This window comes from Acrocarpospora sp. B8E8, from assembly GCF_039871605.1.
Classification (GTDB): domain Bacteria; phylum Actinomycetota; class Actinomycetes; order Streptosporangiales; family Streptosporangiaceae; genus Acrocarpospora; species Acrocarpospora macrocephala.
In genome coordinates this window covers 1-13,619 of record NZ_JBDPLV010000102.1, presented here as the reverse complement: position 1 = coordinate 13,619, position 13,619 = coordinate 1, and the positions used below count along the sequence as shown (strand labels likewise).

At 66.8% G+C, this 13,619-nt stretch carries 12 protein-coding genes; 4 read left to right on the top strand and 8 right to left on the bottom strand.

Translation table 11 applies throughout. From position 1 onward, the window contains the following. Positions 1-32: 32 nt before the first annotated feature. From ABGB08_RS49555 to ychF, 5 genes are all read right to left on the bottom strand, one after another. The gene (locus ABGB08_RS49555; protein WP_347605896.1) at positions 33-1,031 is read right to left on the bottom strand and encodes a conjugal transfer protein; all 999 of its coding nucleotides are present in this window, start codon (positions 1,029-1,031) and stop codon (positions 33-35) included. Between the two features lie 304 nt (positions 1,032-1,335). Next, on the bottom strand, positions 1,336-2,226 hold the full coding sequence (locus ABGB08_RS49550) for a hypothetical protein (RefSeq protein WP_347605893.1): 891 nt from the start codon (positions 2,224-2,226) through the stop codon (positions 1,336-1,338). A 110-nt stretch (positions 2,227-2,336) separates the two neighbouring features. Next, the gene (locus tag ABGB08_RS49545) at positions 2,337-2,969 is read right to left on the bottom strand and encodes a nitroreductase family protein (RefSeq protein ID WP_347605891.1); all 633 of its coding nucleotides are present in this window, start codon (positions 2,967-2,969) and stop codon (positions 2,337-2,339) included. A gap of 48 nt (positions 2,970-3,017) precedes the next feature. Further along, positions 3,018-3,818 carry an SAM-dependent methyltransferase gene (locus tag ABGB08_RS49540; protein WP_347605888.1) on the bottom strand — a complete coding sequence of 267 codons (801 nt, stop codon included), beginning with the start codon at positions 3,816-3,818 and terminating at the stop codon, positions 3,018-3,020. A 235-nt stretch (positions 3,819-4,053) separates the two neighbouring features. Continuing rightward, positions 4,054-5,130, bottom strand: coding sequence for a redox-regulated ATPase YchF (gene ychF / locus ABGB08_RS49535; protein WP_347605885.1), 1,077 nt, complete (start codon positions 5,128-5,130; stop codon positions 4,054-4,056). Between the two features lie 141 nt (positions 5,131-5,271). Between ychF and ABGB08_RS49530 the strand changes: the two genes are divergently transcribed. Then, positions 5,272-6,546, top strand: a complete 1,275-nt coding sequence (locus ABGB08_RS49530) for a DNA recombination protein RmuC (protein WP_347605882.1) — start codon at positions 5,272-5,274, stop codon at positions 6,544-6,546. A gap of 168 nt (positions 6,547-6,714) precedes the next feature. Beyond that, positions 6,715-7,182 (top strand): DUF6542 domain-containing protein, encoded by a 468-nt coding sequence (locus tag ABGB08_RS49525; RefSeq protein WP_347605879.1) that lies wholly within the window; start codon positions 6,715-6,717, stop codon positions 7,180-7,182. 372 nt (positions 7,183-7,554) lie between these two features. Here the strand turns inward: ABGB08_RS49525 and ABGB08_RS49520 are convergent, their stop codons facing one another. After that, positions 7,555-8,529 (bottom strand): 4-hydroxy-3-methylbut-2-enyl diphosphate reductase, encoded by a 975-nt coding sequence (locus ABGB08_RS49520; protein WP_347605877.1) that lies wholly within the window; start codon positions 8,527-8,529, stop codon positions 7,555-7,557. A 98-nt stretch (positions 8,530-8,627) separates the two neighbouring features. Here ABGB08_RS49520 and ABGB08_RS49515 point away from each other — a divergent pair, with 98 nt between their 5' ends. Continuing rightward, positions 8,628-9,425, top strand: a complete 798-nt coding sequence (locus ABGB08_RS49515; protein ID WP_347605874.1) for a hypothetical protein — start codon at positions 8,628-8,630, stop codon at positions 9,423-9,425. A 432-nt stretch (positions 9,426-9,857) separates the two neighbouring features. On the opposite strand, the gene ABGB08_RS49510 is transcribed toward ABGB08_RS49515, so the two are convergent. Beyond that, on the bottom strand, positions 9,858-10,265 hold the full coding sequence (locus ABGB08_RS49510) for a PPOX class F420-dependent oxidoreductase (RefSeq protein ID WP_347605871.1): 408 nt from the start codon (positions 10,263-10,265) through the stop codon (positions 9,858-9,860). A 393-nt stretch (positions 10,266-10,658) separates the two neighbouring features. Here ABGB08_RS49510 and xseA point away from each other — a divergent pair, with 393 nt between their 5' ends. Then, positions 10,659-11,870 (top strand): exodeoxyribonuclease VII large subunit, encoded by a 1,212-nt coding sequence (gene xseA / locus ABGB08_RS49505; RefSeq protein WP_347605868.1) that lies wholly within the window; start codon positions 10,659-10,661, stop codon positions 11,868-11,870. 221 nt (positions 11,871-12,091) lie between these two features. On the opposite strand, the gene ABGB08_RS49500 is transcribed toward xseA, so the two are convergent. Continuing rightward, on the bottom strand, positions 12,092-13,504 hold the full coding sequence (locus ABGB08_RS49500) for an IS1380 family transposase (protein ID WP_347605865.1): 1,413 nt from the start codon (positions 13,502-13,504) through the stop codon (positions 12,092-12,094). Positions 13,505-13,619 lie beyond the last annotated feature (115 nt).

The following is a 13,619-nucleotide window of genomic DNA, read 5'->3' as shown; positions in this document are numbered from 1 at the left end:
TGTGGATCAGCGACATCACGGTCGGCCATGTGTTACCCCACGGACCGGCCCGCGCCCTGGATCCGCCCGACGAGCCACTTCTCGCCCTGCCTCTCCAATGTGAGCTGGTAGGCCTGCTCAAGACCCGCCGGTTGCGCGGCCGGATCGGCGGCCGGGTCGGTGCTCGGCAGGGCCGCGGCGGCGCCCGACGGCACGGCCCACACCACGACCGCCGTGACGGTCCGGCTCGACTCCCCGCCCACCGGCACGATCACATCGGTGAGCTGGGCCAGCGTGAACGAGCCACCGAGCCCTTCGATGGTGGCGCCATCCGTGGCGTACAGCCGGAGTTCGGCCGTGTTCCCCGACGCGTACGCCTTGAAGAAGCCCTCCAGCGTCGGCCGGAGCTGGTCCTCCAGGCTGTTGTCCCGGTCCGGGTCGGCGACGGCCGGCAGATCGGCAACGGCGGGCGCGGGCAGCAGCGCCGGGCGGCCGGTCACCACGAAGCGGTCACCCGAGTGGTAGACGGGCACCGAAAGCAGCCATCTCTTGCTCCCCGACTGGAAACTCACCACGACCGTGGCGTTCTCGTTGTCGGCCGCCACATCGATACTCTGGAATTGAATGGCGCCGGCCGACATCCGGCCGTACCCATTCCAGCCGAACCGGCGCTCGACCCCGGGGGCGAGAAAAGCGGTCAGCCTTTCGTCGCGCTGCTCCGGATTGGTCGCGTCGAAATTCAAATAGACCGCGGCGAATTGATTGGCGAATCCGGCCGCCTGCTGGACCGGGAACCCGGAGTTCTCCGGCGCGACCGGCGCGGCCGCGTTCTCGCCCTGGGTGAACCGCTCGAACGGCGCCCGCACCCCGTTGACCACGATCACGACGATGAGCGCCCACAGGATCGCCCGCCCCACCCACACGAGCCAGCGGCCCCCGCCGCCGCTCCAGCCCCTGCGCCGCACCGGCGCCGAGTCGAGATCAGGCAACGGGTACGACTCGGGGTCGCCAGCGATCCGAGGATCCTGCTGGACGGTTGACCTGCGAGCCATCACGCCTCCGCTCGCGCCGATCCCCCCGGCTGGCGCGGTGTCTTCTTACTCTCGATCCGGTTATCCACGTTGAAGTATTCACCCTAGCGGTCCCGCCAATTGTTCCAGGAAAGCCACGCCCATGCTGTGCGCATCTAAGTAACCGGCCAAACCGAGTGTGCATGAGACGGAGAGTGGCCGTACCGGCAGGTACGACCACGAAACGACGTCTTAGCAGGCCAGCGCCCCGTACTATTACCAACCGGTCAGCGAGAGCTATCCAAACCGTACCGAGACTCCTACCTGGATTTCACCTCACGGCCGGTCACTGACCTGCGCCTTCGGCAAGGCCGCCGCAGGTGAAGCCCTCCTCGCGCTCGGGGCCGAGTTGCAGGTCGCTGAGGTTGGTGGTCTCGATCGGCCGGCGGAAGGTCACCAGCTTGTCGCAGTCGTAGAAGAGGTATGTGCCCTCGCTCTCACCCAGCAGCATCATCCAGCGGCCGTCGTAGAGCGGCTTGTCGTCGTCGGCGCTCTTCAACGTGGCCCACTGGTCCTGGAACCCCAGGGTGTCGAGCAGCAGGTTGGCTTGCCCGGTCCGCTGCACCTCCACCGCGCCGTACGACAGCTCCAGGATGAGCAGGAAGCCCAGGCCCAGCCCGGTCAGTCCGCCGACGAGCACCTTCAACCCGGCGCGGCCCACGGGCTTACGGCGAAGCAGCCGGAACGGCACCAGGAACGTCAAGACGCCCAGCCCCACGGCGATGGCGATCATGATGGTGAGGTCGAGGTCGCCGACGAAGTTGAAGAAACCCCAGTAGGTGGCGCCACACCACAGCGCGGCGATCAGCGCGGCCACCCACGGGCGCTTCCGGATGCCTGCCACGAGCCTTCCGCTGTAGCCGAATGTCACCTTGTTGACTAACCAGCCCAGCCCGACGATCAAGCCGAGAGCCGGAATGCCCAGCAGCAGGACCAGCACCAGCGTGCCCACGAGCCGGCCGAACAGCACCGACTGGTCGATCCCCGCCTGCTGCGGGCTGATGCCGAAGACCGCGTATATCTCCTCGATGCCGATATAGAGGACCGCGTAAAGCGCGACGCCGATCGGAAGGACCACCGATGCGATGCGTTCGACCAGTTCGATGACGCTTCCACTGGCTTCCTTATCAGCCTGGACGTCATCGCTGGAACGCGACAGGTTAGCGGTGTTTTCCACCGGTATGTTCTGATCGATCACGTCGCAGCAGCTTACCGATCCGCATCCCCTGCGGTGGACTTTTCTGACATTTCCACACCCCCGGGGTCAACCCGGGAATGTCAAGGGAATTAGAGCGGCCTGCCATACGTGTTGGAGAAAACGATCTCGTCGACCGGAATCCTGGAGAGCCTGGTGGGGAAGGGATTGGCGGGGTAACCGACCGCGATGTGGGCGGCGGTGATGACGTCGTCGGGGATGCCGAGCAGCTCCTTGACCTGGGGTTCGGAGTGGCAGAGCAGGGTGGTGATGGCGCTGGCGAGGCCCTGCGAGCGCATGGCCAGACAGAAGTTCTGGACGGTGGGGTAGATGGACGCGCCGCCTACGACGCTCAGCCGCCCGAGTTCGTGATCTGTGGGGTGCAGCCCATCGAGCTCGGCGCAGCAGACGACGATGGCGGGCGCCTCGTCGAAATGCTCGGCGAAGTGGTCGGCGTCGGCGACGACCTTGGGCAGTGCCTGTACGGCGATGTCGCCGACCCCGACCGCGCTAAGATAGGCCTTCCACGGCTCCAGGTACCACGCTTTGAGCTGCCGCTTCAGGTCGGGGTCCGTGACCACCACCCAGCGCACCGGCTGCCGGTTCCCGCCCTGGGGCGCGAAGCGAGCGGCGTCGAACGCGCTCAGCAGCACCTTCTCGGGGATGGGATCGCTGCGGAAATAGCGGCATGTTCCCGTTGTTGTCATCGCTTCTATGACGTCCATGGCACACCTTGCGGGAAGAGGTCCGAAATACCGGCAGTTGCGGCCCGACTACATCTTCTGGCCTACTCCGGCGTACATCCAAATATGGTCGAGCTCGCCGATGAACTCGTGGTCCGGCCGCCACAGCGGGCTCTGCACCAGGCCAGGCTCGACGAGTTGAAAATCTCCGAACAACCGCTCGATCTCCGCTTTTCGCCGGGCCACGGCAGGCGCGCTGGCCCGGACATAGGTCTCCGCCACCTGGAGCGCTTGCTCCCGCCGGAAATCCTGGGTGGGGTGAGAGATCACCAGGAAGCTGCCCGGGACCATGATCTCCCGCAGCGGAGCCACGAGTTCCTCGGGATCCCGGTCGGGGATGAACTGCAGGACGGACAACAACATGATCGCCACCGGCTTGGTGAAGTCGAGAAAGCCGTTGACGTCGGGCCGGGACAGGATCGCCTGGGGATCGCGAAGGTCGGCGGTGACGACCCGCGTCTCGCTCTCGCCGATCCCGGCCAGCAGCGCCCTGGCGTGCACGAGGACGATCGGGTCGTTGTCCACGTAGACGACGCGCACGCCGGAAGTTTCTTCCTGCGCGACCTCGTGCACGTTGCGCTGGGTGGGCAGGCCCGCACCGATATCGAGAAACTGGCGGATCCCCGCCTTCACCATGAATCGCACCGCACGCTGCATGAACGCCCGGTTCTCCCGGGCGATGTCCCGAATCTCGGGCGCCACCCGGAGTGATTCCTCCGCAGTCTTGCGATCAGCCGCGAAGTTGTCCTTGCCGCCCAGGTAGTAGTCGTACATCCGGGCTGGATGCGCGATGTGAACTTTGAGCTCGACAGGTGCGCTGTCCTCGTGCAAAGCATTCCTCCATCAGCGCATCCCAGGAGCGGGCGCCTCCTCAGCGGGAGACCAATGAGATCGTAACTGCGAACAGGAACCATCTAATCGCATCATTATCGATCCTTCACCAAAAAAACCCGATATCGACCAATATCGCGTCTTCTAGCAATTTTGACCAATTTGTACCAATTGCGGCTGGGACGGCGCTCCCGTACCTGTCCGGGGTGGTGACCCAGGTTCCGCCGCTGGTCTGTCAGACGTTGAAGCGGAACTCGACCACGTCGCCGTCGCGCATGATGTAGTCCTTGCCCTCGATCCTGGCCTTTCCGGCGGAGCGGGCGGAGGCCACGGAGCCGGCTGCCATCAGGTCGTCGAAGGAGATCACTTCGGCCTTGATGAAGCCGCGCTGGAAGTCGGTGTGGATGACGCCGGCGGCTTCGGGGGCGGTGGAGCCCTTTTTGATCGTCCAGGCTCTGGTTTCCTTTGGGCCGGCGGTGAGGTAGGTCTGCAGGCCGAGGGTCTCGAAGCCGACGCGGGCCAGCTGGGAGAGGCCGGATTCGTCCTGGCCGACCGATTGGAGGAGTTCCAGGGCCTCCTCGTCGGAGAGTTCCACCAGTTCGGACTCGATCTTGGCGTCCAGGAAGACGGCCTCGGCGGGGGCGACGATCGCGGACAGCCGGGTCCGGAGGTCGGTGTCCACCAGTTCGTCGGCGTCGAGGTTGAAAACGTACAGGAACGGCTTGGCGGTGAGCAGGTGGAGCTCGCGGAGGTCGGTCAGGTCCATGCCGGAGGCGTAGAGCGTGGTGCCGCCGTCGAGGATCTTGCTGGCCGTCTCGGCCGCGTCCAGGGCGGCCTTGCGGTCCTTGTTGGTCCTGGCTTCTTTCTGCAGGCGCGGCACGGCCTTCTCGATCGTCTGCAGGTCGGCCAGGATCAGCTCGGTGTTGATCGTCTCGATGTCCCGCTCGGGGGCGATGTCGCCGTCCACGTGGGTCACGTCGGGGTCGGTGAAGACCCGGATGACCTGGCAGATGGCGTCGGTCTCGCGGATGTTGGCGAGGAACTGGTTGCCGCGGCCCTGGCCTTCCGAAGCCCCCTTCACCAAGCCCGCGATGTCCACGAACTCCACCTTGGCCGGGAGGATCCGGGCCGAGCCGTGGATGGTGGCGAGCTGGGCGAGACGCGCGTCGGGCACACCCACGATCCCCACGTTGGGCTCGATGGTGGCGAACGGGTAGTTGGCCGCCAGGGCGTTGGCGCTCTTGGTCAGCGCGTTGAAAAGGGTGGACTTGCCGACATTGGGCAGGCCGACGATCCCGATGCTCAGACTCACGGGATCCGAGTTTACCGGCCGGACAGGGAGCGCCTGAGCGTGCATGCCGTACGCAATGGGAGGCAAACCCTGGGTAATCAGCGCACGCCGCGCAAGCGCGCCTCCCCCTTCTGTAGGGAAAGGACTGGGATCATCCCCCATGTGGACGTCATGGCTCTCGCAATCCAGCTCGCCCTCGGGTTGGCCGCCGGGCTGGCCGTCGGATACACGCTCGGCCGGGGCAAGACCGGGCGCGCCGCCGAGGAGACCGCGGCCAGGCTCGCCGACGCGGAGGCCCGGGCGCGGGCCGCGGAAGAGAAACTCGGCTATGTCGAGGGGCAGCTCACCGAGCGGTTCCAAGCTCTCTCCGCCCGCGCGCTCGATCTGAACAACCTGCGCTTCCTCGAACTCGCGGAGAACCGGCTCAACACGACCAGGGCCGAGGCCGCCGGGGATCTCGACCAGCGGCGGCAGGCGGTGGAGAACCTGGTCGCGCCGCTGCAGGAGACGCTGGCCCGGGTGCAGCACCAGCTGCGGGAGAGCGAGCTCGGGGCACGCGGGGCGCGGGCCGAGCTGCAGCAGCAGATGGAGTTCGTGCGGCAGAGTTCGGAGCAGCTCCAGACCCAGACCCGCTCGCTCGTGCGGGCGCTGCAACGGCCGGAGGCCCGGGGCCGGTGGGGGGAGCTCCAGCTGCGGCGGGTCGCGGAGATCGCCGGAATGGCCCGGTTCTGCGACTTCGACGAGCAGGTGACCGGGCACACCGCCGACGGCGTCGTCCGGCCCGACATGATCGTCCGGTTGAGTGGGGGCAAGAACATCGTGGTCGACTCCAAGGTGTCGCTCGCGGCGTACCTGGAGGCGGCCGAGGCGCAGGATCCGGAGCTGGCCGGGGCCCGGCTGGACGCGCACGCGCGGCACGTCCGCGAGCACGTGGACCGGCTGGCCGCCAAGACCTACTGGCAGGCGTTCAGCCCCGCGCCCGAGTTCATGGTCCTGTTCATCCCCGGCGAGGCGTTCCTCGCCCCCGCCCTGGAGCGCGACCCCGCCCTCCTGGAGTACGCGATGAACAGGCGCGTGCACATCGCCACCCCCACCACCCTGATCACCATGCTCCGCACCGCGCAGTACGCCTGGCAGCAGGCCGCGCTCAGCGAGAACGCCCGCGCGGTGTTCGACATCGGCAAGGAGCTGTACGACCGGCTCGGCGGGCTCGGCCGGAACGTGGACGCGCTCGGCAAGTCATTGTCGAAGGCGGTCACCGCGTACAACCGGACGGTGGGGTCGCTGGAGAACCGGGTGCTGGTGAGCGCCCGCCGCCTGAGCGACCTCGGCCTCGTGGACAGCCCGCTGGCCGCTCCCGAACTGGTCGAGGAACTGCCACGACTGCTCTCCGTACCGGAACTGGTGGAAGAAGAAGCCCCGCCACTGTCGCTGTAATGCAAAGAACAGGCAAGCGTCCCGCCATCTCGCATAGTCGCTGTACAACGAGAAGAACAGGTAAGCGCCTTTCCGCTGTCGCTACGGAGCGGGAAGAGCAGGTAAGCGGCCCTCTTCCAGAGCTGTGGAACGGTAGGTTAGGGGGCTGGAGAAAGGGGGTTTCCGGCAATGAAGTTGACCGCGCGCGGCGCCGTCACGCTGCTTTTCGTGACTACTCTCCTTGGCCAGCTCATCGCCCCTGGCCCCATCTTCCTCCTCGGCTGCGCGGCCGCCGTCACCTTGGTCAACCCCCGCGACCTGCTCCCCCTGGTCGTCACCCCACCCTTGATCTTCTTCCTGACCGCCCTCTTCATCGAGAGCGTCCGTGCCCTCCGCACCGCCAGCTTCCTGCAATCCCTGGCCCTGGGTCTCTTCACGATCCTCTCCGCCGCCGCCCCCTGGCTCCTCGCCGGCTCCGCCCTCACTCTCGCCATCGCCTGGTACCGCGGCCTCCCCACCAACATCCGCACCCTCCGGCTAGCCCACGCCCACCGCGTCCCCAAACCCCGCCAAAGCCGCGAAACCACCCCCACGTACGCAGCCGAACCCGAAGGCTATTTCGAACCCCGCCTCTACGGCTCCACCAAAGAAGACTGACCCCAGCACCGGCACGGCGAGAGCGCCACACGAACGTAAACGGCGCAAGATAACGGCGAACAGCCCGACCGCAAGCCTTGCGGATGTTCAACACGAAGCCCCCTGCGGAACCCGCCGGAAGGACTCAATCAGTCTGGCTGCTCTTCTTCGCCATCGAATCCCACTACGCCACGCTCGCGCTTCCTCTCGAACTTCATCCATCAAGGCATGGATGAGGAGGGCCACACACTTTTGGCCACACCTTGCCCACGCCCTTGGCGCAACCCCTTGGCGCCGATACGGCGAGACGTGACGCGGAGGTGAACGGCGCAGGATAACGGCGAGGACCTGGCGGCTGGGGACTTGTGGCTGTGGGTCCGGGCTTGTGGGGTGCTAGGCGCGGAGGTCTTTGCGGAGTTCGTGGGGAAGGGCGAAGCGCATGCGTTCCTGGACGGATTCGACTTCTTCGACGTCGGTGAAGCCGTGGGTGGCGAGTTTGTGGAGGACGCCGTCGACCAGGATCTCGGGGACTGAGGCGCCGCTGGTGAGGCCGACGGTGGTGACGCCGTGGAGCCAGGTGTCGTCGATGTGGGAGGCGTCGTCGACCAGGTAGGAGGCTTTGGCACCATAGTCGAGGGCCACTTCGACCAGGCGCTTGGAGTTGGAGGAGTTCTCGGAGCCGACTACGAGCACCAGCTGGGACTGGGCGGCGATCTCCTTGACGGCGGTCTGGCGGTTGGACGTCGCGTAGCAGATGTCGTCGCTGGGCGGGTCGATAAGGTTGGGGAAGCGCTCTTTGAGGCGAGTGACGGTCTCCGTCGTCTCGTCGACGGAAAGGGTGGTCTGAGAGAGCCAGACGACCTTCCGCGGGTCGCGGACGGATACGGTGCCGACGCCGTCGAGGCCGTCGACGAGTTGCACGTGATCGGGTGCTTCCCCGGCGGTGCCTTCGACCTCTTCGTGGCCTTCGTGACCGATCAGCAGGATGTCATAGTCCTGGGCGGCGAACCTCTTGGCCTCATTGTGGACCTTGGTGACCAGCGGACAGGTGGCGTCAATGGTCTTCAGCCGGCGACGAGCAGCCTCGTCGTGCACAGCAGGAGCCACGCCATGCGCGGAAAAGACCACGATCGCCCCTTCTGGGACTTCCTCGGTCTCATCGACGAAGATCGCGCCACGCCCTTCCAGGGTTCTCACCACATGCGTGTTGTGCACGATCTGTTTGCGCACGTAAATTGGCGCTCCATACTGCGCGAGGGCCTTCTCCACCGCCTCGACAGCACGATCCACCCCCGCGCAGTACCCACGCGGCTTCGCCACCAGCACACGTCTACGGTCCGGAATGCTCGCGGGGGTCTGTGAGGTCATGGTCTCATGCTACGTGGAGCGTCAGCCGCATCCTGACCTCACGTCGACTTGACCCGATAAGACACTTTCCAGGAGCCGCGATGTCTCTCCTTCGAACTTTGACCAAGCCTCTCCGTGACGCGTACGACCATCGCGGTGAGCTCATGGAGAAGGCCAAGGACCTCCCGATGGCGGTCCTCCAGACCGCCCTCAGCGGCGTGGGCCACGCCCTCCTCATCACCGACCGCGTCCGCACCACCATCCGACGCCTGGCCGCCCCCGACGAGAAATCCACCAAATCCCCCACCCCAGAAGCCGAGAAACCGGCCCGCCGCGAGCCCGTCATCTTCGCCCCCCGCCCCACGACACCTGCCGCCGATCTCAACCAAGAACCCGAACCCACCCCTGAACCAGCACCCAAGCCGGACGCTGAACCCCAGCCGACCGCTGAACCCAAACTGGACTCCGCACCCAAACCGGACGCCGCACCCAAGCCAGCAGCCGAACCTCAGCCCGACGTTGAGCCCGAACTGGGCTCCACACCCAAGCCCAAGGCCGAGCCCAAGCCCAAGGCCAAGCCGAAAGCCGCACCCCGGCCGAGCGCTGAACCCAAACTGGACTCCGCACCTAAGCCGGAAGCCGAGGCCAAGCCGAAGGCTGAGCTCAACTCCGAGTCCAAGCCGGTTGCCGAGCCCCAAGCGGCCCCCGCCGTCGTCACGCCCGCCAAGAAGGCTGCCCCGCCCGAGCCCATCCCCGGGTATGCCGGCTTGACGATCGCATCCCTCCGCGCCCGTATGCGCGGAAAGTCCGCCGTCGAAATCCAGCAATTGATCGCCTACGAAGAGGCGACCTCCGCTCGCCCCGAAGTCACCACCATGTACCGCAACCGCCTGACAAAGCTCGAATCCGGAATCTGACGAGCTCCCGGCGAGCACAGGTCGTCGAGACGAGGGCCGAACGCACGACGGTGAAGCGGGTCTTCTGGTTCGACCAAGCCCCACCTGGTGGAAATCACCGTCGGATCGCCTGAACCGGCCGACGCTGGAATGACCTGGGGGCCGGTGTACTGAGCGTTTCGGGGCGGGCACCCGCACGGCGAAAACGGACGCCGTCGGGTGAACGCCCCGTACGACAGTACGGACACGAGTCCCGCCTCGCGGGAGGCGGAAATGACGGGAATCTCCCGCACGACGGGACGGGACATCAGGCCGTGAACACCTACACACAAGACGACCGTCGCGGGCTGAACGCCACGCCCAGAGTGTCGTGGGAGTAGGCGATCTAGGGCCTGTCCCGCAGATCACTTGAACGGATCTATCAGACGAATACGAGCAAGAACGGGACGGGCCTTAGTGAACAGTGCGCTTCGACTCGTACCAGGTCTCGCCGACGGGCTCGCCCGCCATGTTCCAGCTCCATGAGACGGTCGGGGTGATTCGCACGTACACCCCCGGTCCGACCATCCCGACCCGTTCGACCGGCTGCCCGGCGCGGCCGTAGATCCGGATGCCGCGTACGATGAACGGCTCGAAGGACACCATGTCGTCAATGACCAGAGAGACCTTCTCCTGCCCGCCCCGCACGTTGCGGAACTTGCGGGTGTGGACGACCGTCGAGCCGCCACCCACCCAGAAGTCTGTCCCATCGAATTCGAACGCGACCGGCACCACGTCCGGCTGCCCGTCCCCCGAAACCGTTGCCAGCCGCGCGAGTGATTGTGATCGCAAATAGGCGACCTCTTCGTCGCTGAACGCCATTAGACGACTCCCCTCCCCTAGGCGACTTCTTCACTTTTACACGAACGGCTCGATCCTGGTCGACGACTCACAGCAGCGAGGAAATCAGGGTTGCGGCGGGCATCCGAGCACCGTTGGTCCTCACGGGCAACGTGTTCGAAAGCCCTCATCTAGCTCCGCGCCCTGTCACATGATCCGCAGGACCGGACCTAGCCGGTGGGCTGATTGTGGAGTAACCCCGAACGGGGGTGGGGCGGATGACAAACCGGGTCCTGTAGCTGGGCCGGGCGTTCCTGGAACTAGACGGGGGCGGGTGGATGGGAGAGTTGGGGCGGCGGGCTGTTCTGTCGGTGAGGGCGGCTACGCTGCCGGACGTAGCTGAATGCGGTGCGTGAGCAGAGGCAGGGAGGGTGAGTGGGCGCTAAGACGTCTCCGGAGGAGCCGTTGCCGGTTCGGTCCGTGCTGCAGATGGTGGCGCAGTGGATTGGGCGGCTGGGCACGATCTGGGTTGAGGGGCAGATCACCGAGTTGACGGCGCGGGGCGGGACCGTGTTCATGACCTTGCGGGATCCGGTGGCGAATGTGTCGGCGCGGGTGACTTGTGCGCGGACTGTGTATGAGGCGAGTTTGCCGAGGCCGGTCGATGGGGCTCGGGTGGTTGTGCATGTGAAGGCCGACTTCTGGGTCAATCGGGGGTCGTTCGCGTTCACGGCGTTGGAGATCCGGCCGGTGGGGGTCGGGGAGTTGCTGGCTCGGTTGGAGCGGTTGCGGCAGGTGCTCGCCGCGGAAGGGTTGTTCAACACCGATCGCAAGCGGCGGTTGCCGTTCCTGCCCGGCACGGTGGGGTTGATCTGCGGGCGGGATTCCGCGGCCGAGCGGGATGTGCTGGAGAACGCGCGCCGCCGCTGGCCGGCCGTGCGGTTCAAGATCGAGGCGGTGGCCGTTCAGGGGTCGTTCGCGGTCGCCGAAGTGAGCGAGGCGCTGCGGAAGCTGGACGCCGATCGAGAGGTCGACGTTATCATCGTGACCAGGGGTGGCGGCTCGCTGGAGGATCTGCTGCCGTTCTCCGACGAGTCGCTGGTGCGCGCGGTCGCGGCGTGCCGTACGCCGGTGGTGAGCGCGATCGGTCATGAGCAGGACAGTCCGCTGCTGGATCTGGTGGCTGATCTGCGGGCGTCCACGCCCACGGACGCGGCCAAGAAGGTCGTTCCTGATGTGGGAGAGCAGCTGACGCTCGTCCGGCAGCTCAGGGATCGTGGGCGCCGGGTGGTCGGCGGCTGGCTGGATCGCGAGCAGCACTGGCTCCAGTCGGTCCGATCACGGCCGTCCCTGTCGGATCCGGTGCGGGAGCTCGATCGCCGCGCCGAGCAGGTGGACGCCCTTCGTGACCGCTCCCGCCGCTGCCTGACCGGTTCCCTGGACCGTTCGGCCGACAGCCTGGAACATCTCAGAGCCCGCCTGGTCGCCCTGTCACCCGCCGCCACCCTCGAACGCGGCTACGCCATCGTGCAGCGTCCCTCCGGCGAGGTCGTCCGCCGCGCCGCCGACCTCTCCCCCGGGAACGATCTCACCCTCCGCCTGCCCGACGACCGCGTCTCGGTGACCGTCACCCAGACCTCCCCCTAAGCCTGAATCCACCACGTGATTTCTTGTGATCATTTTCTGGCTCAATTCCTCCACGAGGAACGTTCGGGCAGGTGAAGGCCCTGATTTCGGGTGCGGGAGAGCCGCCGCGCGCGGGTCGCGGCCTGTCCAGGTGTCACAGGGTCGGGAGCGGGCGTGCACTCGGGTGCGGATGACCGGCACGGTCGTCAAGAACGGGGCGATGACCAGGGATTTCAGGCAGGTCAGGCCGCGCGGGCGCGCGGTGGCCCGTGGGCGGCGTCGAAGACGCTCGACCAGGCGCACTGCCAGCGCCAGTGCGCGGGCAGATGCAGCGTGACCTGCCCGCGTCCGTGCCGGGCAACCCTCGCGGGGACGACGATCAGATGGCGGCGCAGCGTCGCACCGCGGGCCTTGGCATGAAACGCCGAGGCCAGGCACCCGGCCGCCCGCAGCAGGTTGTGGGTGATCGCCGCCAGGGTGACCCAGGCGGCGTTCGCGGCAAAGCGGCCCGACGGCAGATGCGCCAGCGGCCCGTCGATCAGATCCGCGTTGACCTGCTCCATCACCGCGTGATCGCGGTGCTGGGCCTCAGCCTGGACCAGGTGGAACGGACTGTCGGTGAAGATCGCGTAATACCGCCAGGACGCGAACAGCTCATCCTGCCCGATCCCGTCCCGCGGGTTGAGCTCCCGCACGCGGCGCACGATCAGCCGGGCGGTCGTCGCGCGGTTCTTCTTGGAGGTGAACGCGGTATAGGTGATCTCGGCGACCTCGGCGTCCGACACCCACCGGCCGGCCCGCTCATCGAAGACCGCGTCCGGGTACTTGATCGCCACCCAGGCCGTCTCCGGGATCGACGCGATCGCCGCCTTGACCTTCCGGTCCATCTTCGCGGTGACCGAGAACCGCACATCGTGGTCGCGGCACGCGCCGACCACGCCAGCCGAGTAGAACGCCGAATCGCCGCGCAACACCACGATGCCCTCACCGGCGCCCCCGGCTCCGGCCGCCTTGGCGGTGCCGATCGCCTCGCGGACGAAGGACTCGGCCCCGCGCGCCGAGCCCGCCGACCCGCCACGCAGCCGCATCCCGCAGATCACCGGGGCCGACAGCGGCGTCGACACGGTCGAGGCGAGCACGTTGAGCCCGCGGACCAGCACACTTCTGCCCTGAATCTTCGTGTGCCCGAACCCCGATCCCTGCTTGTGGTAGCCGTAGGTCCGCCGCTGCATGGAGTCGACATCGATGAACGCCAGCACGCCCACATCGGGTAACAGCGGAGTGTGCACGGCCAGAGCGGCCAGCAGTCGCCGGTTGACCTTCTCCAACTGCCGCACGTTTCCCCAGGCGAACGCGCGCAGGAACGAGCCGAGCGTGGACGGGGCGCGGATCTGGTCGAACAGCTTGTCCATCCCGCCATGCCGCAGCGCGTCCAGATCCTCGATGCTGTCGGCCCCGGTGGCCATCCCGGCCACGATCGAGCCGATTTTCGCGGGCGCGTTCGCCCCGAGCGGGTTGGCGATGGCCACGTGCTCCTCCACCAGCGCGTCCAGCCCGCAGCGCTCGGCCAGCCGCATCACCGGCTCCAGCCCGGCGTAGGCGATCACGCGCTCCTCATCGAAGATCGCATGAGTCTTGGCGGAGGCATGAAACAATGCCGGGTAGCCGGAGCACGTTACCGTGCTCCGGCCCCCTCAGAACCGTACGTGCCACTCATCGCGGCATACGGCTCAAGCAAGCCACAACGGCCGTCAGGTTGGCTGTGCTGGT